This window comes from Lysinibacillus sp. FJAT-14745 (assembly GCF_001275675.1).
Taxonomy (GTDB): Bacteria; Bacillota; Bacilli; order Bacillales_A; family Planococcaceae; genus Lysinibacillus.
Map to the genome: position 1 here is coordinate 1 of NZ_LITM01000005.1, position 20,657 is coordinate 20,657.

Annotated in this window: 21 protein-coding genes and 1 riboswitch; of the genes, 1 reads left to right on the forward strand and 20 read right to left on the reverse strand. The window is 38.0% G+C overall.

Annotated elements, in window-relative coordinates; translation table 11 throughout:
• Positions 1-213 precede the first annotated feature (213 nt).
• From AMS59_RS07350 to AMS59_RS07410, 14 genes are all read right to left on the reverse strand, one after another.
• Positions 214-798 carry an ECF transporter S component gene (locus AMS59_RS07350; RefSeq protein ID WP_053483111.1) on the reverse strand — a complete coding sequence of 195 codons (585 nt, stop codon included), beginning with the start codon at positions 796-798 and terminating at the stop codon, positions 214-216.
• Between the two features lie 222 nt (positions 799-1,020).
• Positions 1,021-1,218, reverse strand: a riboswitch (FMN riboswitch).
• 316 nt (positions 1,219-1,534) lie between these two features.
• A complete protein-coding gene (locus AMS59_RS07355; RefSeq protein ID WP_053483112.1) occupies positions 1,535-2,839 on the reverse strand; it encodes a hypothetical protein in 1,305 nt (434 codons plus the stop codon).
• Complete coding sequence (sigX, locus tag AMS59_RS07360; RefSeq protein ID WP_053483113.1) at positions 2,836-3,369, reverse strand: RNA polymerase sigma factor SigX; 534 nt, start codon at positions 3,367-3,369, stop codon at positions 2,836-2,838. Before sigX ends, AMS59_RS07355 begins: the two co-directional genes overlap by 4 nt.
• Positions 3,370-3,452: 83 nt before the next feature.
• Positions 3,453-5,228, reverse strand: a complete 1,776-nt coding sequence (locus AMS59_RS07365) for an ATP-binding protein (RefSeq protein WP_053483114.1) — start codon at positions 5,226-5,228, stop codon at positions 3,453-3,455.
• On the reverse strand, positions 5,221-5,937 hold the full coding sequence (locus AMS59_RS07370) for a response regulator transcription factor (protein WP_049668637.1): 717 nt from the start codon (positions 5,935-5,937) through the stop codon (positions 5,221-5,223). The genes AMS59_RS07365 and AMS59_RS07370 overlap by 8 nt, the downstream gene beginning before the upstream one ends.
• 165 nt (positions 5,938-6,102) lie before the next feature.
• The gene (gene ccsB, locus AMS59_RS07375) at positions 6,103-7,290 is read right to left on the reverse strand and encodes a c-type cytochrome biogenesis protein CcsB (RefSeq protein ID WP_053483115.1); all 1,188 of its coding nucleotides are present in this window, start codon (positions 7,288-7,290) and stop codon (positions 6,103-6,105) included.
• Positions 7,287-8,951: a cytochrome c biogenesis protein ResB gene (locus tag AMS59_RS07380; RefSeq protein ID WP_053483116.1), complete on the reverse strand. Its 1,665-nt coding sequence runs from the start codon at positions 8,949-8,951 to the stop codon at positions 7,287-7,289. Before AMS59_RS07380 ends, ccsB begins: the two co-directional genes overlap by 4 nt.
• 13 nt (positions 8,952-8,964) lie before the next feature.
• Positions 8,965-9,498, reverse strand: coding sequence for a thiol-disulfide oxidoreductase ResA (gene resA / locus AMS59_RS07385; RefSeq protein ID WP_053483117.1), 534 nt, complete (start codon positions 9,496-9,498; stop codon positions 8,965-8,967).
• A 350-nt stretch (positions 9,499-9,848) separates the two neighbouring features.
• Positions 9,849-10,580, reverse strand: a complete 732-nt coding sequence (locus AMS59_RS07390; RefSeq protein WP_053483118.1) for a pseudouridine synthase — start codon at positions 10,578-10,580, stop codon at positions 9,849-9,851.
• Positions 10,581-11,183: 603 nt separating this feature from the next.
• Positions 11,184-11,309, reverse strand: coding sequence for a hypothetical protein (locus AMS59_RS26915; RefSeq protein ID WP_156304580.1), 126 nt, complete (start codon positions 11,307-11,309; stop codon positions 11,184-11,186).
• A 185-nt stretch (positions 11,310-11,494) separates the two neighbouring features.
• Positions 11,495-12,022, reverse strand: coding sequence for a hypothetical protein (locus tag AMS59_RS07395; protein ID WP_234007705.1), 528 nt, complete (start codon positions 12,020-12,022; stop codon positions 11,495-11,497).
• Between the two features lie 38 nt (positions 12,023-12,060).
• Positions 12,061-13,131, reverse strand: coding sequence for a D-alanyl-D-alanine carboxypeptidase family protein (locus AMS59_RS07400; protein ID WP_053483120.1), 1,071 nt, complete (start codon positions 13,129-13,131; stop codon positions 12,061-12,063).
• 91 nt (positions 13,132-13,222) lie between these two features.
• On the reverse strand, positions 13,223-13,816 hold the full coding sequence (gene scpB, locus AMS59_RS07405; RefSeq protein WP_053483121.1) for an SMC-Scp complex subunit ScpB: 594 nt from the start codon (positions 13,814-13,816) through the stop codon (positions 13,223-13,225).
• A complete protein-coding gene (locus AMS59_RS07410) occupies positions 13,788-14,567 on the reverse strand; it encodes a segregation/condensation protein A (RefSeq protein ID WP_053483122.1) in 780 nt (259 codons plus the stop codon). Before AMS59_RS07410 ends, scpB begins: the two co-directional genes overlap by 29 nt.
• Positions 14,568-14,622: 55 nt before the next feature.
• Here AMS59_RS07410 and AMS59_RS07415 point away from each other — a divergent pair, with 55 nt between their 5' ends.
• Complete coding sequence (locus AMS59_RS07415) at positions 14,623-15,129, forward strand: DUF309 domain-containing protein (RefSeq protein WP_053483123.1); 507 nt, start codon at positions 14,623-14,625, stop codon at positions 15,127-15,129.
• Here AMS59_RS07415 and AMS59_RS07420 read toward each other — a convergent pair.
• The 6 genes from AMS59_RS07420 to spoIIAA form a co-directional block, all read right to left on the reverse strand.
• Complete coding sequence (locus AMS59_RS07420; RefSeq protein WP_053483124.1) at positions 15,123-15,497, reverse strand: GNAT family N-acetyltransferase; 375 nt, start codon at positions 15,495-15,497, stop codon at positions 15,123-15,125. The genes AMS59_RS07415 and AMS59_RS07420 overlap by 7 nt on opposite strands.
• 199 nt (positions 15,498-15,696) lie before the next feature.
• Positions 15,697-17,016 (reverse strand): diaminopimelate decarboxylase, encoded by a 1,320-nt coding sequence (gene lysA, locus AMS59_RS07425; protein ID WP_053483125.1) that lies wholly within the window; start codon positions 17,014-17,016, stop codon positions 15,697-15,699.
• A gap of 247 nt (positions 17,017-17,263) precedes the next feature.
• Entirely contained in the window at positions 17,264-18,706 is a 1,443-nt protein-coding gene (locus tag AMS59_RS07430) for a spore germination protein (protein WP_053483126.1), read from the reverse strand.
• 15 nt (positions 18,707-18,721) lie between these two features.
• Positions 18,722-19,513 carry an RNA polymerase sporulation sigma factor SigF gene (sigF, locus tag AMS59_RS07435; protein ID WP_053483127.1) on the reverse strand — a complete coding sequence of 264 codons (792 nt, stop codon included), beginning with the start codon at positions 19,511-19,513 and terminating at the stop codon, positions 18,722-18,724.
• A 10-nt stretch (positions 19,514-19,523) separates the two neighbouring features.
• Positions 19,524-19,964: an anti-sigma F factor gene (gene spoIIAB / locus AMS59_RS07440; protein ID WP_053483128.1), complete on the reverse strand. Its 441-nt coding sequence runs from the start codon at positions 19,962-19,964 to the stop codon at positions 19,524-19,526.
• Positions 19,957-20,310, reverse strand: a complete 354-nt coding sequence (spoIIAA, locus tag AMS59_RS07445) for an anti-sigma F factor antagonist (protein WP_053483129.1) — start codon at positions 20,308-20,310, stop codon at positions 19,957-19,959. Before spoIIAA ends, spoIIAB begins: the two co-directional genes overlap by 8 nt.
• Positions 20,311-20,657: the final 347 nt, after the last annotated feature.

Here is a 20,657-nt window from a genome sequence, read left to right on the forward strand (position 1 = left end):
ATACGTGAGTTTTCACTTTTTTTCTATACTTTAATGGAAATTTATTGATGGTCAACCCCAAGTTATGGTGATGAGCCTAAATTTTGTAACTCTTTTTCTGAAATAAAATCTGCAATTGCAAATTTAAGCAACAAAAAAACACCTCCTAGACTTTAACAGTCCATAAGGTGTCATTACTTGAACACTATCCTAAATCATACTTTTTTCACGAAATTAACTCATATACATGGAACGCTGATGATTAATCCATTTACGCATTGTTGTGAATAGTAATGCCATGATGATAGTAATTAAAATACCTTTCACAATGTTAAATGGCAAGATACCAGCTACGATCATTTTATATAGTGAATCACCTACAACTGGTTCCATACCTAAAAAGTAAGTGTACATAGGTAAAAATACTGCATAGTTAAGAATGCTCATTCCCACTGCCATTATGATTGTTCCAGCAGCTAAACCTCCGATAAGACCTTTAACTGTTTTGACGCGATTGAAAACAAAGCTAACTGGTAGAATAAATAAAATACCTGTTGCAAAGTTCGCGAAATGTCCTACCGGTACTCCCGTTGGTGTGCCTGAGAAAATCCAGTCCAACATATTTTTAAAGAATTCTACTAAAATACCGGCTACAGGTCCCATTGTGATCGCTGCAAGCAATGCTGGCATATCACTGAAGTCCACTTCCAAAAACGCTGGAAATGGCGGAATAGGGAAATTAAAAAGCATTAATAAAAACGAAATACTGCTCAGCATGCCAATCGTTATAAACGATTGAAGTTTAACATTTTTCTTCATAGAAAACGCTCTCCTCTTTGCTGATTCAATCTCGCAAGAAGAAAGGTTACGACCTAATCAATTATTATCATGAAAAAAACCCTTATGCAAAAGAGCATAAGGGAGAATAGGCATGATTAAAAAACGCCATTAATTAACTATTTTTGAGCATACGCTGTGTGAAGCCACATCGAAAAAACGCTCGTACATAGCTAATTTCATAACAATGAATGACGATCGTACCTCCATCTTCTCCCATCCAGACTTTAACTGTCGGCCTTGGAATCGCACCAAGTCAGCCATGCAAAAAATTATTTGCACAGGTCGCGGGCTGAAGAGCCTTTAGTAAATCATTCGAGCTAATATGACTTAAAGGAAACATTAGCGATTTACAACTCTATTACCGCCGGTCGGGATTTTCACCCTGCCCCGAAGATGAATCAATATTTTTTTATTTCATAGCCTTACTATAATGAATTATTAAAGAAAAGTAAATAGCTTTGCTTAAAAAATTCCGATTAAACTTGTATGTTTTACAGATACTCGGTTAATCTCCTTATAAAGTGAAACTGTAATCAGTATGGGGTTTTCCACATCCCAATTGCTAATTAGTGTTCACCAATCAGGTAATTAATCTTTCCCTTAACTTCTTTGCTCTTGGTGTTATAAAACGCCAAGAGCATTCACGCACATACAACAGCGAGAATGCTCCAAAAAATTTATTTACGTTCTGTTCGTCTATTTGTTGTTTTCTTACTTATGGCATATATCGTTTATTTGCTCCTACAGGCTTTGGCAAGAAATTTTTTAAATCAAATCCTTCCCAGCTCTCCTGTACAACATTGTCTAGACGTACTTGTTTATCAAAGCTTGCAGCAGTGAGCATCATAGCTTCCATTAATTGAGTTGCACGAACCGCGTCCATTGTCGTTAAATCAAGCGGTTCATCAAATGTAACAATAACGCCTTCTGCTACCTCTTTCACAGTGAATGTTATATTTTCCGGGATGACTGGAACGTATGCATCATCATTTTTAGCTCTCATATCGGTAAGAGCTTCTGTTACAGTGGAAAAGGTTTTACGAGAATCAGGTGATAAATATTCAACTCCATTTTCATCTTTATATAAATAATAATTAAAATGATTTGAGGGTGTTAATGCCATAGGCTTTTTTGTCTCTTCTTCTTTGGAAAGCTTGTTTGCTGTACCGTCAGAATTTTCAATTGCAATACTTTTATACTCTGAGTCTGAGAATGTGTCCTGTAAAGTACCTACATATTCTCCAGCATCTTTAGAAGCGACATCATAGTCATTATTCTTCGGCAATACATGAACCAGTTGATCGCCCTTCTCCTTCAATTCTCCTTTATATGGATGATAATTAGTAAAACCATCTGCTTCCTCATCAATTTGTGGCGCATACTTTTCATACATTTGTAATGTTGTAGGCTTTTTCTTCCCAAAATCAGTAGTAACTCGTTCATTCGGAATGATATACGTCATCGGAACACTTTCCTTATCACGATTTGCCAAACCAATACGGAACATTACTGCATCTGTTAAATCTTCCTTATAAACAGATGATCGTAGAGACATGATCTGTGAATAGTCTGCTACTATGTTGGATTCCATAATTTTATCATGTTTGACAGAGCTTTTTGCTGCACCATTATCCTGCAATGTTGAATATTGAGAAGGTTCAGGAGCATTTGCCTGGTCTTTTTTTGCATCATTATGATTCATGAACATGGAGCCTGTAAGTACTGTTAAAACGAAAACTGCTGCAACACTCATAAAGATTGGCCATTTACGAACTTTCTTCTTTGTTGTTGCTGTCTCGGTACTTTCTTGTTGCGTATGCATACTTTGTTGTTGCTCTTGCAATGTTATTTCATCATCTATCGGTTCGTGTATAGCTTCTTGAAGATGGACATTATCCTGCAAGCGAGCATCTGCCAATAATCGATTTAATATTTCTTCTTTCGAACGGCGGTCAGAAAGCTTAGGGGCATTATTCAATACATGTTCAAGTTGATCATCATCAAATTGATTATGTGTCATTGCCGTTTCGCCTCCTGTTCTCTAACCTGTTGTAGCTGTTGCCTTAAAAATTTAATGGCACGATGCTGAGTGGTTTTTACCTTCGCTTCTGTCCAATCTAGTATTTGCGCTGTTTCTGCAATCGATAAATCTTGAAAGTAACGCATAATAATGACCATTTTTTGGTCACCTGTACAGTGTTCAAGTGCTGCTTGCACCTGCATAAATTCATCACTGGCCAGCAAAACGTCTTCCGGTGATGGTGTGGTTGAATGTAGCTGTTCCGTTTCCCAGTCAAAAAAATCAAGTGAATGTTTTTGGCGTACAGCCTGCTTTCTAAAATGATCAATAGCGACATTTTTAGCAATAGCAAAAAGCCATGTTTTTTCACTGCTATTTCCTGCGAACTGATCATATGAGCGCAATACGCGAACATAAACCTCATGCGCTAAATCCTCAGCAAGTGTACGGTTTTTTACTAAATAAATAAGAAACTGGAACACGTCTTGATGATATGCATCGTATAATCGATGGAACACGGAGTCATTCAAAGCACTCCACCCCCGTTCTATTTATATTTGTCGTCTAATTGCCCACAGAAGTTACATCCAATTAATACCACTCTTTAATAATATTAATCGAATGGTAAATAAAACGTGAAGGTAGTGCCCTCTTTCAGCACACTATCTACCATAATATTGCCTGAATGTGCCTTGACAATATTTCTAGCAATAGCTAAACCTAGGCCAGTTCCGCCCTTAGAACGCGTACGTGCCTTATCTGCTTTATAGAAACGTTCAAAGACATATGGTAAGTCCTCTTGAGGAATACCATGTCCTGTATCCTGAACAGCTATCTTGGCAAAAGTTGGCTCCTGCTCAACCTTCACCGTTACTGAGCCTTCATCCGTATGACGGAGAGCATTATCAACTAAATTCGTTAGTACTTGTTCAATCCGATCCTCGTCTATACTAATCGTAGCTTCGTCATTAAATTCACTGTCAAATATTAGACGAACATGTTTCTCTTTTGCAACCTGTGCAAATTTTTGCGTAATACGTTCAAATGTTGAATTAATTGGGAGTTCATCCTTGTAAAGTGTCATATGCCCCGATTCCATACGCGCAAGATCTAATAAATCTGTTACGAGGCGCCCCATACGCTTCGATTCATCATAAATAATTTTTGTAATCTCGTTTCGTTCTTCTTGATCCCGAATAAAGTCATCATCCATTAGGGCCTCTGAATAACCTTGAAGCATCGAGATTGGAGTTCGTAGCTCATGAGACACATTAGCAATAAAGTCTGAACGCAGTTTCTCTAAGCGATGCTGCTCTGTCATATCACGAATTACCGCAACTGCTCCACGTATCGAATCCTCACTATAAAGAGGGCTAATCGTAAACGTATAGTAATTGCCATCCATCTCAATTTCTTCTTCGAGCTTATCCTCAAACATCAGTACATGGTCAAGCATATGATAAAGCTCTGGCGGAATTGGCTTCGCACTTTGTGAACCTTTATTGACAAACCATTTTTGCATTAAACGGTCAGCTGGCGGATTACTTAATAATATTGTACGGTCACGATTAAACGTAATAACTGCGTCTGTCATCGATGTCAAAATATTTGAAAGCTGTTCATTTTCTTGATTGATCACTTCTAGATTGTGTTTCAATTGACGTCCCATTTGATTAAAGGCAACTGCAAGCTGGCCAATTTCATCATTTTGTGCAGTCGGCATCTTCGCTTCAAAATTCCCTTTAGAAATTTCAAACGCCAACTCTCGCATTTTACGTAATGGAGATGTAATACGTGATGAAAGGAAAAACGCAAAAAATGTCGTCAGTACAAAGGCAATGAACGCAGATAAAAAGACAACTTTCGTTGTTTCTTTCGATGTTTTATGTAGCGCATCTGGACTTTGATAAATAAAGACAGCCCCGTGCACTGTATTTTCCACATTTAGTGGGAAACCTAGCACAACATACGACTCCATTTTTTCTTCGTCTGTGGATGACGGCATCATCATTTCCTTAATAATCGGTTTATCTGATTGAAAAACTTCTTGGAACGATTTATTAGCTAAAATCATATCCTGGATTTCTTTTTTATTGACACCTTCCTGCATAGCAAAAGAAACTCTGTCATGGTTAATAGCAATAAGTGCATTTGTACTTTCAGGTAAAATATCTTTTAATAATTCCGAAGTCGACTCAGCTGTTTCTTTATCATCTACTATACTAGCAACCGTTGCTGCAGTTTGACGCAAGGAGCTTTCTGCTTGTTGCATATGGTAATTCTGAAGAAACTCAAGCATTAAAACCGTGAAAACAAACAATACAAATGAAACGAGAAGCAATATGGTTACCCATAGCTTCCCGACAACACTGTTCCATATTCTATTCATTGACAACCTCAAATTTGTAACCAACGCCCCATACAGTAACAATCATTTTTGCAGCGTTTTCAGATACTCGGTTGAGCTTTTCGCGTAAACGTTTTACATGCGTGTCAACTGTACGTAAGTCGCCAAAGAAATCATAATGCCAAACTTCTTTTAGTAATTGTTCACGGTCAAATACTTTGTCTGGTGATTTAGCTAGGAAATAAAGCAATTCATACTCTTTAGGCGTTAAATTTACTTCAATCCCCTCTGCTGTTACACGGTGGGCATCATGATCGATCATTAAATGTTGGAACACAACTAAATCTTTTGAAGAAGAAGCATTTGTCGAAGGTGAGAATGCTTGTGAACGACGTAATATAGCCTTCACACGTAACACAACCTCACGAGGACTAAATGGTTTTACAATATAATCATCTGCTCCTAGCTCAAAGCCTTGTACACGATTCGCTTCCTCGCCTTTTGCAGTTAATAAAATAATGGGTGTTGCTGCTCGTTCACGGATTTCCGCACAAACTTCAAGCCCGTCTTTTTCAGGCATCATAATATCTAATAAAATACAGTGATACTCTTTTTCTAAAGATTTTTCGATCGCTTGTTCACCATTTTCTGCTTCGTCAACAAGGTAACCTTCTCGCTCTAAATACATTTTTAATAAGCGTCGAATACGATCCTCGTCATCTACAACTAATACTGAAATATTTTCTGACACTTTCACGATCCCTCTCTTCTAATCTTTCTCTACCTACTATTGTACATGGTATAGCATATATTGAAAAGAAAGCCTTCTTGCCACAGCAAGAAGGCTCTTCTTTCCAATACTAGCGACGTAAAAAATCTCATATGTCTCAAATGAATCAGTTTTTATCAAATCAATTTAAGCTGATGCGTATGAGTGTAAACCTGCAAGAATCAAGTTAACAGCAATTAAGTTAAATAATATTATTGCGAAACCAATTAATGCTAACCATGCAGATTTTTCACCTTCCCAGCCTTTTGATAAACGTAAGTGTAGGAATGCTGCATAAAATAACCATGTAACAAGTGCCCACACTTCCTTCGGATCCCATCCCCAGAAACGACTCCACGAAAGTTGTGCCCAAATCATTGCAAAGATTAAAGCACCTAACGTAAATACTGGGAAGCCAATTAACACTGAACGATAACCAATTTCATCAACTAATTGTAAATTTACTCGTTTGACAAAAGGTTGGAAAATCGCACTAATTCGACGTTGTGCAATTAATCGAATTACTAAATATAGAACAGATCCTACTAAAAACGACCACACAACTGATGTTAATTTCTTTGCATTAATGAGTGCTGGCATTTCTACTAACGGAGACATGCCATGTTCTTCTACTGCCTTATATTCATTCATACCAAATAGTGGCGGCATTTGGTATTCAATTTGACGTCCATTACCCTCTTTATCAACATAAGTATATGTTGAATCGTAACCCATCAAACTAAAAACAGATGTAGCAATTACGAAACCAACGACTACCACAAGGAAGAACATTACTGCTTCTAACCAGAAACGTTGTTTAGAAGGTTTCTTTAAATCAACTACTTTTAATAAATAAACTAGTCCTGCTACCGCACTAATTGCTAAAAGTGATTGCCCTAAAGCAGCTGTAATAACATGAATTGTTAGCCAGTAACTTTGTAAAGACGGCATTAAAGGAGTAACCTCTTTCGGGAACATCGCCGCATAAGCAATTATTAATAGCGCCACAGGCAATGCTACCAAGCCTAGAGCTGGCACGCGATAAATAAAATAAATCAATATGAATGCCCCAACAATGAACATTCCGAACGCAGTTGTAAATTCAAACATATTACTAACAGGTGCATGGCCTGCATAAATCCAACGAGTGATAAAATAACCAAGCTGCGAAAGTAGACCTATAATCGTGACAACAATTGCCACCTTGCCCCATTTTTCAGTATTTTTGCCTGTTGCATTCGATTGCTTTATCGAACCACCAAATAATAAAGTTGCAACTAGGTAGGCTATGAATGCTACAAATAATAGGTTTCCACTTATGTCAATCAAACTCATAAGGTGTTGTCACCTTCCTTTTCCTTTGTGGATTTCTTGACATCTTCTGACTTATCTAACTGATCTTCATATGGTGGTAGGTCAGCAAATGTAGTAACTGTATCTAAATCCTTTTTCATACTGTACATATTTTTATTCACATGGGCAGCCATCAATACTCGACCATCCGGCTCCACCTGTAACCATAAACGTCGGTGGTTCCAATACGAGCCAATTACTACACCAATCATGAAAATAATACCGCCTACAAATAAAATTGGTATCGTACTATCCTTACGAATTGTAAAGTTTGATGTATTACGCATCTCTGCTCCTGCGAATTTCATTCTATATTTGTTTTCACCAAGTGGTTCAAATGGTGGCTTCCTGATTTCTACAAAGCTCACTTCACCTTTTGGAGTTTCTGGTGTTTTCATTTTAAATATAAAGGCTGGATTATTTGGTATTGATGTTTTTGTCTGTGGTTCACCATTTTCAAAACCAGCAAAATCTGGTGTATAAACAAGAATCTGTACTGAGGAACCATTTCCTAAATCATATTCTTTTTTAGGATTCGTTAAATCAATTTGAATTTGACCAAGTGAATCTTCTTCATTTGCTTTATTCACTAAATTAAAATTCATCTGTCTCAATTCGTTAAGGCGATAATTCATTTGATACAGCGCAAAACCGTTTTCTTTTAACGGATGATTGACACGAATAGAGTAATCTCTCAATTTTTCAAGATTGTCTATATCTCCTGGAAGAGCTCCGTCAGGTTGTTTGTATAATGTGACGTCTGTTTGGTAGTTCTTCGCCATAGCATTGACACCTTGGTTCATTTTCTCGTCCTGCGGCTTATTGCCATGGGTTTCCAAAATAAATTTATTATTTTTAATAAAATAGCCGTCCATACCTGGTATAGCTCGTGTCTCACCTTCACGTATCCAGATCGTCTCATCCACATAAAAACCAGGTACCAAGCGCAACATAACACCTGCTAAAAAGATAATGAGACCGACATGATTTATGTATGGGCCATATCGAGCAAAACGACCGCGCTCTGCTAGCAATGCACTACCATCACGACGAACATGATATTTTAATTCAGTCATTTTTTGCTCAACTTTATCTAGCGTTTCATCAGGGTTTGGCACTTGTCCTTCCGCAACGATACGTTGACGCTTCATGAAACTTTCATGACGTTTAACGCGTTGATTTTTTAGAGACTTATGCAATGGTAAACCACGGTCTAAACTCGCAACAATAATGGATGTCGCAAGCATGCCCACTAAAATTTGGAACCACCAAGTACTATACAAATTAGAAAGTCCTAAATTATTATAGAGTTTGCCAAACAAACCATACACTTTCTCATAATACTGAGCTTTACTTGGTTCAGGGGCATTTACATACATCTCTTGCGGTAGTATTGTTCCGATTGACGCTGCGACCAACGTGATAATAATAAGGGTAATCCCGACTTTTACATTCGAGAAGAAATTCCAAATTTTGTCGATGACTGTTTTATTATACGTTTTTGAACGAATCGCCGTTCCATCGTAGCGCATATCAACAACTTTTGTCTGTTTACCTTCCTCAGTTAAAGGACGACCACATTTCTCACAAAGCTTCGTGCCATATGGGTTACTATGACCACAAGCACAAATGATGTTTTCCATAGTCATTTTCTCCTTATTTCGGCTTCACTAATTCCATGTACGAAGCAATTTTTTCCTCCGTCATTTCACCAGTAGTAATTTTGACTACTTTACCATCTGGATCAATAAGGAGAGTTGCAGGTAAATTACCTACATTGTAGGTAGTCATAACGTCTTTCGTTTTGTCAATAACTACTGGGAACTTTAATTCGTGTCTATCGACAAAATTCTGTACTTCAAAATCTGTTTGCGCAATATTGACCGACAATGTTTGTACACCCTGATCTTTATACACTTGATACTGACGGTTTATTGCAGGCATTTCCTTCTCACACGGCGGACAAAAAGTTCCCCAGAAGTTCAAAAATACTCCCTGCCCTTTATAATCAGACAGCTTATGTTTTTCACCGTTTAAATCTACTAACGTGAAGTCTGGTGCTTGAGAGCCCACTGCTATTAACTCTACTTTATCCTTTGTCGCTGTTCCGTATACCGTGTAACCAATCGCTAATACTAAGACTGCTAAAATAATGGTACGAATTACGAGACGTTTTTTCTTTTTCTCCAAGTTAATAAACCCCCTATCAATTACGGCTTAGAGTAACTCCTATTGACGCTAAGCTTTTCATATAAACATTCATATGTATACTTTTTCTGTCTAATTTACGACATTTACATGTTTGTCAAATTTTATATTTGTCAATCACTTGTGCGTCAAACACTACCTTACAAATCGTGGAAACGATTTCATCAGGATGCAATTAATTTAGGTAAGCTATTCACACCTATTATAGCAAAATGAAACACAAACACTTAGCTAATAATTATGAATGATTTATGAACGATTTCACTAATAAGAAAGTGAATACATTACTATTGCACATAGAAGTATTTCACTTTCTCTTAGTAATTGCTCATTTATCCGATTTTTCCTGTCTCCGCTAACACTCGCAATTGCTTCACTTCATGCTTCGTTAGTTCACGATACTCCCCAGGAGCTAGCCCGAATAAATCTAAAAAGGCAAAGCGTTCACGTTTTAGTTTAACAACTGGAGTACCGATCGCCTCAAACATACGACGCACTTGACGATTTCGCCCTTCGTGGATCGTAATTTCACAGATTGCCTTACCTGCTTTTTCATCAAATGAAGTCATACTAACCATTGCAGGAGCTGTTTTACCATCTTCTAACTTAATTCCTCGTTGAAGCTTTTTTAAACCTTCAATCGTTGGAACACCTTTAACACGAGCAATATATGTTTTGTCGATTTTAAACTTCGGATGCGTCAGCATATATGAAAATTCACCATCATTCGTCAATAGCAATAAGCCAGATGTATCATAGTCGAGACGGCCAACTGGGAAAATTCGTTGCGGGATATGCTTAAACAAATCTGTGACAGTTTTGCGTCCTTTGTCGTCTGTTACAGCTGAAATCGTTGCACGTGGTTTATATAGTAAATAATAAACCTTATCCTCTTTCTCAAGCTTCACGCCTTCTACTTCTATCGTATCTGAGTTGGAAACCTTTGTACCTAACTCACGTACTACGACTCCGTTCACTTTAACTTTACCTTCTAAAATCAATTGTTCTGCCTTACGTCTAGACGCCACACCAGCATATGCAATGACCTTTTGTAATCTTTCCATTCTTTCACCTCTAATTTTCATTCACCTTGGTTTGACACCAAGCATTAAACCTCATTCGCACATTATGAATAAGGTTATTTTTCCCGCTAATCTGTGAAAATTATGTCATACTTTTATACATTATTAAAGAAAAACTAATTATGGATAAATAATTAAATGATTTGAAATAGTTTTTATCAACTAGTTTTTGGATAATTTGCACTTAAATACTAAGGATCCTCACCATAATGTGGAATTGATTTCCGTTCCGACTGGACGCTTTCCAGTGTGCGTCGGGGCAACAAATGTTTTCTGTGCGAAAGCGAAGCGGCAGCGACAGGATGTTTTTTGCGTGAAAGCGAAGCGGCAGCAGTAGGATGTTTTTTGCGTGAAAGCGAAGCGGCAGCAGCAGGTTGTTTTTTGCGCGAAAGCGAAGCGGCTCACGAAGGTGTTATCACAAGACGTGACTCTTTTAGCCTTCGTTCCTCTCCCCGCTTTGCGGCAGTGTCTCATCTGTGACGTTAATCCCCAAGGAGTCAACCAACCGGAACGAAGATCAATTTATATACGTGGAATACGTTTTAACAAAATGGCTTCCAACTTTTGAATTTTATCGGAACACTTTTACGTTTTATCACCTAACTTTTGAGTTTTATCCACCAACTTCTGAATTTTATCTACCAACTTTTGAGTTTTATCTACCAACTTTTGAATTTTATCGACCAACTTCTGAATTTTATCGACATCCACCTTTCAAGCTTTATCTACGTAACAAATGTCATCCCCATCTTTTGGTGATGATCCAATTTTAATCAAATCCTCTTATTATTTTTAATCAAATAGCGAGCGTAAACAAAAAAAGCCACCATTTTCGGCAGCCTTTCATTACTAATCATTTTCACTATATTTATTTTCGATTTTAAGTCCATAATTACTTAATTCTTTATTAATAAATTGCTTCGCGCTTGAAACTTTTCTGTTAAAGGTTGTTCAATTGTTGAACCATCTTTTAATGTAAAAATCAATTTTTTTGGTAAACTCACACCATTTTCTTCCACAATAGTCTGTTCAACCTTCACAATATCTTCCCAGCTTGTATGATCTTCTTGCAAACTAAAAAAAGGATTCATAAGAATTTCTTTTGTATCAATATATTGATAGTTATTAATACATAAAAATATCAATGCACCAGCAATTACAAACGATATCCCCACTATTCCTCGTTGAATATTCTTCCTTTTTCTTGTTTTAGGAGTCACTAAAAAATTGACTAATAACGTGACTGCTAACATGATTAATACGACCATCAATATAATATAGGCGGTTAAAAAAGGATCAAAAAAGTAGTATTCCTTAGGTCGATAGAACAATTCTTGAATAGGATATAAAAAGATAACGGGAGCGATAAAGCTTGATAACAATAAAATTATTATTACCCCTATTTGACCACAAACGTTATCCAAAATGTGGTTCATAAATAAAAAAAATCAGCGAATCGCTTTTAAGGATCCGCTGATTCAACTTTTACTGGTACTGCATAGATACGCTCTTCACCGATAAAGAGGGACAGTACACCTTCCTTACGTTTTCGTGAAACATGCAAAACTTGCCTTACACTTTCTTTTTCTTCTTTATTTAACTGCAAACGAATTGGTTCCTCTAAACGAATGGAAAGGTTTTTATTGACTTTATATTTACCTTTTTCCACCACTGTCTCAAGGCTGTAATCTTCCCAAACCTTGTTCGCTAAACCCCGATGTACATTCCAGTCATCGGATTCATTCAAAGTGACGACGATACATGTTTGCCCGTTCTTTTGGAAGGCGGTTGCAAGGGTCCGGCCAGCCACCTTTGTAAAGCCTGTTTTTCCGGCGAACGCTGAACCTTTTGCTGATTTTAATGCATTAACAGGTAGTTGTGTCTCATCACCTATTTCGATAGCAACCCCTGCCCCTTCTCGTAATAACCGGTGCTTATTTTCCCATAACATCCCGTTTTCAGTATTGGCACGAAATAGAACTGTGGAGGCAATCTTCTTGAAAGTTTTATTTTGAAGAGCAATTCTCAACATTTCAGCAGTATCTCTTGCTGACGATAAATGCTCATCATGGTGCAAGCCAGACGGGTTCATAAATACTGTATTTGTGAGACCCGCAACAACAGCCCGCTCATTCATTAACTTGACAAACCCTTCAACTGATCCACCGGCATGCTCTGCTAAAGCTGTTGCTGCATCATTTCCTGATCGTAACATCAATCCATATAACAGTGTTTCTACCGTAACTTTTTCCCCTGCCTGCAAGTAAATTGACGAGCCCTCAGCCGTTGCAGCCCTCGGTGAAATAACCACTTCATCTTGAAGATTGCTATTTTCAATAGCAACGAGTGCTGTCCAAATTTTTGTTAAGCTAGCAATTGGTAATCGTGCATCACTATTTGATTCGAATAAAACACGGCCTGTATCACCATCTAAGACAGCATATCCGCTACCACCCCGTGCTACACTGGTTTGAGGAAGCATTAACATTACCACAACGATCATGAACAATAGTAAACGTACTAACCGAAGCAACGAGCCACTCCTTATTAAAAGTAATAGGAAAATATAGATTATATTTATGTTTCAAGCAAAGTATTATACCTATCAATTACGCATTGCTTATTTACTTTACTCCACTAAAGGTTTCTTGGAATTTCGTCATAAATAAATCTGTTTCTTGCTCTGTTTCAACTAGCTCATCTTCAGGTAAAGGCGGCATTTCTTCTATACTATTTAAACCAAAGTAGTTTAAAAATTCTTTTGTTGTACCATATAAGATTGCACGTCCTGTCCCTTCTGAGCGACCAACTTCCTTAATTAACCCTCTCGAAGCAAGCGTTTGTATAGGTCTTTCACATTTCACACCGCGTAAATCTTCAATTGCTACACGTGTAATTGGCTGTTTGTATGCCACAATAGCCAATACCTCAAGTGAGGCTTGCGATAATGATTGAACAGTCGGATTTTCTACTAATCTTTGAATGGTATCTGCTAGTTCAGATTTTGTTATAAGCTGATAAACTCCCGCTATTTCTTTTATAGTAAGGCCTCTAGCTAAATCTTCTTCATATGTTGTTTTCAACACTTCCATTGTCTGTACGATTAACTCTTCCGGTTCACCTAAAAGTTGTGACAATTGTTTAATAGTTAAGCCGTCGTCTCCAACGACAAATAATAAGGATTCTATTCTACTCTGTAGCATCATTGTTTTCGTCATCATCCCATTCCTCCTTCTGTAATGTAACTGTTAATTCTTCAAAGTTACCATCTTGCTCTACGATGACGATCTGACGTTTCATCAGTTCCAGAATGGATAAAAACGTCAGAATAAGCGTTGGCTTATCTTCATAAGGAAAAAGCTCGGAAAATGATGCACGTCCACCTGTAGATCGTAATGAATCGACAACTGAACGCATTTGATCTTTCACTGAGCGTTCCTGTCTCGCTACAGTTGTCTTTAGTGGTTTTTTTAATTTTTTTCGACGCATCAGTTTTTGAAAGGCCCCAAGCATGTCATAGATGTTGACGTTCAAATCAAATAACGCCATTTGCTCATCTGATGCTAACTCAGATAAATCTGCTGGTGGCCGTGAAAATACCTGTGCCCGATCTGTTTCAAGCTCTTGTAGACTACTTGCTGCTTCTTTATATTTCTTATACTCTATTAAACGTTGCACTAGTTCTTCACGAGGGTCTGGACCGTCGACTTCTAATTCGGCATCTTCAAGCTCACCTTCATGAATTGGTAGGAGCATACGACTTTTAATGGCCAATAATGTTGCAGCCATCACTAAATATTCACTAGCCTCATTTAACTCCAGTACCTGCATAGCATGTATATGGTCGATATATTGTTGAGTAATTTCAGCCATTGGGATATCATAAATATCAATTTCCAATCTGTGAATTAAATGCAATAATAAATCAAGAGGCCCTGAAAAGGCTTCTAATTTTACTTCATAAGACATTGTTTTACCACCCTGAGATTATATGTTCTTTTAGTATAGTAGAAAGGAGTCCAAAATGCATCCACAGCATCATACTTTATTTATCGACTACTGTGCTTTTTTCAATGGTAATCAAGATTTTTTTGAATGCCATGAAGTCCTTGAGGAATACTGGAAGGATATTGCTCCAGGTGATAAAAAGCACCCTCTCGTTGGATACGTACAGCTCGCAACAGGTTTATATCATTATCGACGTGACAATTATATTGGCGCTGCGCGAATCCTAGAAAAAGCACTCAATAATTTTCAATATAATATAGGGCACATCTTTTTTGACGAAATCGACTACGAAATACTACTAACACAACTAACAGATGCACTTTCTGCTATCCAAATGGGCAAGTCCTTTCAAGCATTTCAACTTTCTCTTTCACCCAAATTGGAGGAATTAGTTTTTGCTCGCATACAGCTTTTACCATCAAGTAGCTCTAACTATCTTCTTCATAAACATATGCTTCGAGATCGCTCACATATTCTTGCAGAACGTCAAGAAAGCAAACAAAGAAAAAGCAGACGTCAATGATCGTCTGCTTCTTCATCGATACAATTTATACATTTTTTAACAATATTACGTGTTTCCTCTGTTGCACGCACACTTTCGTACTGGCCAAGGTCAGCTAATTCCTGCAGCATTTCCTTCGCAACACCCTCACCTCTATAGGAAGGGACAACGGATACATGTTGAATCGTAGCTATACTATTACTGTCTGTTACAAGTCCAACAATGCCAACATATTCATCATTCTTTTTCCATAAATATAAAACCCAATTATCATTATTTTCATAGGAGTGGATTGTCTCTGTGAGCTTTTTTATGTCTTTTTCGTTAGGCATAAACGAGAGTAGCCCCATTGCTATTTTCTCGAAAGCTTTCTTATATCGAATTAACATATTTGTCTATTCCCTCTTTTTCTAGCTGTACATAATCTTTGACTATCCTACACGATTTGTACTTTTACCGCAAGTCAATTTCTGTCTTACGAACCAGGTCCGAGAATACCTTTAGACGCCAATACCCAATAGAAAATGCCCCACAACAAAACAAAAGTTGAAATGGACGCTAGTAATACCCATTTGTTTTTTCTCATATTTACTCACCCTTTTTTAACGTTAGCGGGAGATCGTTTTGTACAATATCTTCATAACTTTCGCGTCGAATTGCTAATTGATGCTTGCCATTTTCAACGAATACAACTGCTGGTCGTGGTACACGATTATAGTTACTCGCCATAGAATATCCATACGCACCAGTACAGAAGATTGCTAATACATCACCAGAAGCTGCTTCCTGAAGCTTAGCATCAATAATTAATTTATCGCCCGATTCACAAAGTTTACCAGCCACTGTATATGTTTCACTTTTTGATTCATTTGCTTTATTTGCAATGACCGCCTCGTACTTCGCATCATATAATGCCGGACGGATATTATCACTCATGCCACCATCAACAGCAATATATTTACGAACATTAGGCACTGTTTTTTGTGAACCAATAGTATAAAGTGATGTTCCTGCATCGCCTACAAGTGACCGCCCTGGTTCAATCCAAATTTCCGGCATAGTTAGACCAAGTAGAGTCGCTTTGTTCTTGACAACTGTGATCATATCCTCTACATATACTTGTGGCTCAAGCGGTGCATCTTCCTCAGTATAACGAATTCCGAAGCCCCCTCCTAAGTTTAACACAGTACACGTAAAATCGTGAGTCTTGTTCCAATCAGAAATTTTATCAATTAGTTTTTCTCCCGCTAAACCAAAGCCCGCTGTGTCAAAAATTTGAGAGCCAATATGGCAGTGTAATCCTAGAAGTTCTAGGTATTCATGGTTAAAAGTTTTGTGGAAAGCTTCATCTGCTTGACCATTATTTAAGTCGAAGCCAAATTTAGAATCCGCTTGACCTGTCGTAATGAAATCATGCGTATGTGCCTCGACACCTGGTGTGACACGTAGTAAAATACGCATTTTTTGTTGACGGCGCTCTGAGATTTCTTGTAATAGTTGAATTTCATAGAAGTTATCCACGACAATACAACCAATTTTTGAGTCAAAGGCTAATTCTAATTCAGCAATGCTTTTATTATTACCATGGAAATGAATACGCTCAGCAGGGAATCCAGCTTTTAAAGCTGTAAATAATTCTCCACCAGAGACAACGTCTAACGATAGATTTTCTTCTGCCGCTAATTGGTACACAGCTACACATGCAAATGCTTTAGAAGCATAAGCTACTTCTGCTTTTACCCCTAGTTTTTTAAACGTATCAATAAAGCCGCGTGCACGCTTACGAATAAGCGCCGTATCATACACAAACAAAGGTGTACCATACTCTTTTGCAAGCTCTAATGTATCTACCTGTCCAATCGTTAAATGACCATCTTCAGAAATCGCTTGTGTTCCATATAAATGCATGTGCATCTCTCCCTTTTCACATCGTTCCATCTTGTGATAAAAATTGCACCTGAAATGGAAGTAGCAGTACTACTATCCTTTCAGAGTTATCATTCAACAATGGCTCGAACAAACACGAGGGCTTATATCATATATATGCCAACACCGTGTCGTGGTGTACCTTTTGATGAATAAAGACAATTTTCGCAAAAATCACAAAATACTATATGTGAACTTTATCACATGAAAAAAACGAGTGCAATGGCTCCTATGATCTTTTTCGATGTTCGGAATCGACTATATAAGGTCTTAATGCATTTGCTGTCATTGGGAAACGGACAAGTACGCGAAGCATCGCATTTGGAAAGAATGGAATAAGTGGCCATAAATAAGGCGCTTGCATCGGACGTAATGAACATAAATACGTAAATAATATAAAAAACCCAATAAATAACCCATTAACTCCCCAAATTCCAGTCATTATTAACAACAATATTCTAAAGAGTTTAATGGAGATACCCAGTTCATAAGACGGAATTATAAAGGTCAGAAGAGCTGAAACGGCTGTATATAACACTACTTCTGGCGAGAATACCCCAACATCAATAGCAATCTGACCAATAGTTATACCCGCAACCAACCCCATCGCAGTGGATAATGGTGATGGGGTATGAATGGCGGCCATCCTCAAAAATTCTATCCCAATATCTCCAATAAGTACTTGTAGTAAAAGCGGGATATGTGATTTTTTCTTTGCCCCTAAAAAGGATAACTCATCTGGTAAATGTATCCCATGCGTTGCAAATAAATACCACATAGGTAATAATAATAAACCCGTAATTACTCCAAAATAGCGCATAAAACGGACAAAGGTTCCGATTGATGGTGCCTGCCTATACTCCTCAGCATGCTGCAGTAAATGAAAGGCCGTTGCTGGCACGATAATGACAGAAGGAGACGTATCGACAACAATGGCTACATGTCCCTCAAGTAAATGCGCTGCGGTAATATCTGGTCGTTCCGTATAACGTACAAAAGGAACTGGATGAAACTTCTGTTTAAACAGCCATTCCTCTAGTGATTTATCAGTCATAGTCAAACCATCATGATGAATTTGTTTAATACGCTGTCGCAATTTATCGAGCGTTTCATCACTCGCAATACCCTTTATAAACACTAGCGCAACATCGGTTTGTCCGATTTCGGATATTTTATGTAGCTCGAAACGTAAATTACTATTGCGAATTCGTCGACGAATCAAAGCAGCATTTTGTGAAATACCTTCAACAAAACCGTCCCGAGATCCTCGAATTACCTTTTCATTGTCAGGCTCCTCTGGTGAACGTCCTGGATAGCTTCGTATCTCTGCAACATAGCCGTAACCACTTTTCGTTATAAAGGCTACCTGTCCACTTAATACGGCTAATAAAATGGCTTCACGTTTGGTTTGCTCTGAGCGACCTTGGAAATTGAAATAGGCTTCAAAATACTCCTTTTCATCCTCAATATCAATGTCCTCATCAGGCAACATATTAGAGAGTAATTGTGTTAACACTATTCCATCCACAAGTCCGCTTATATATATGCAAAGAACCGGCAAATCTTTGACAAATACATGCGTAATACTAATGTCAAACGATTCGCCGTCACCAAATTGCTCTTTAAGAAAATTTTCGGCTTCTTCTAAGTTGTTAAATAGTTTATCTGTCATGCTGTCACCATTTTCTTAGATGTCTTTTTTTACCTCTTCCTCTTCAACTGTGGCACTTGTGGCCATCCAATTTTTTAATTGAGCAAGAATTTTTTTCTCTAATCGTGATACCTGAACTTGTGATATGCCTAACCTGTTAGCAATTTCAGTTTGGGTACAATCTGAGAAATATCGTAAATAAATAATGGATTGCTCTCTAGGCTCAAGCCTTGTAAGCACCTCTTTTAGTGGTATATAGTCAAATGGCTGCTCAGATTTTTCGTCCTTCATCTGATCCATTAATGTAATAGAATCCCCTTCGCTTTCATACAATTGTTCATGCAATGAAGCAGGATCTCTTAATGCATCAGAAGCAGTTACAATTTCCTCAGATGTGACACCAAGAACCTGTGCTAATTCATGAATGGTTGGTGGATGCTCATTTTTTTTAATGAATTCATCAGTTGCATGACGAATTTTAAAATTAAGCTCACGAATAGATCGGCTAACCTTCACCATACCATCATCCCTTAGAAATCGCTGAATTTCTCCAATGATCATCGGCACCGCATATGTCGAAAATTTAACATCATACGTTAGATCAAATTTATCCACAGACTTCATGAGCCCTATGCAGCCAATTTGAAATAAATCCTCGAGCTCCACACCCCTGCTTGTAAAGCGTTGGACGATAGACCACACAAGCCTCGTATTCCCTTCAATCATTCGTTTACGAGCCTCATGATCGCCCTGCTGTGCACGTGCAATTAAATCCCGCATTTCTCCCTGTGACAATAGCTTATCGGACGACTGTTCTAGCGGCTTCAATATCGCAGCCTCACATTACCGGTGTGCGAACCGAGTAAAATTTCTTCGTAAACGTGACAGTTGTACCTTCTTGCCACTTGGACATTACTGTCAATTGATCTGAAAAACTATCCATAATGGTAAAGCCCATACCTGAACGTTCCATCGCACTTTTCGTCGTAAATAACGGCTCCATTGCCTGGCTTACATCCTCAATACCAATACCTTTATCCAAAACAGACACAGTTACAATATCATCCTCACGTTTTGCATGAACTGTAACAACGCCTTTACCATCCTCTTCATAACCGTGAATAATGGCATTAGAAACAGCCTCTGAGACAACCGTTTTAAATTCGGATAGCTCATCAATTGTTGGATCTAATTGTGCGATAAAACCTGTCACAGCTACACGCGCTAAGGCTTCATTTTCACTAAGTGCTAAAAAAGTTAATGTCATTTCGTTATCCATTTACAATCCCCCTAACTCGATCTATCGCTTCTTCTTCAGTTGCATCCATCATCCACGGCCCCAAACCTGAAAATTGAAATACTTTTCGCATCGTCGGCGATGGATTCAATAAAATTGTTCGTCCAGCGACTGCCTCTAACTCACGCATCCGACCAAGCACTAAACCTACACCTGAACTATCCATAAAGGAAAGCCCCGCTAAGTTCCAAATAATGGTCGTTACAGTGCCTTGAAAAATTGCTGTAGAAATTTTAGCTCGAATTTGCTCTACTGCATGATGATCGAGCTCCCCAAACAAACGTATAACTACTGTCTCTCTTGTTACCATCTCTAATTGAAAATGCATGAATATCGCCTCCTCCTCGTGCAATTCCACATGCAATGTGGTGATTCCTTGCGGCTGACAGAACTAGTGCAAAGTCTTCCTAAATAGTGGAAAATCGACATACTTATAGCTTTTTAGGTTAAATTCAGTATGGGATAAATCAACATTTTTTAAACGCGGGAGTCTCTTTTTACATAAATTATTATTATTGGCTCATCACCATAACATGAGGTTGATTTCTGTTCCGACTGGGCACATTCTTTGTGGCGTCATATAAGCCGCTTGGGCCACAACAGATTTTTTATGTGCGAAAGCGTAACGGTAGCGGCGACAAGGCTTTTATTTGCAAAAGCGAAGGGGCAGCGACA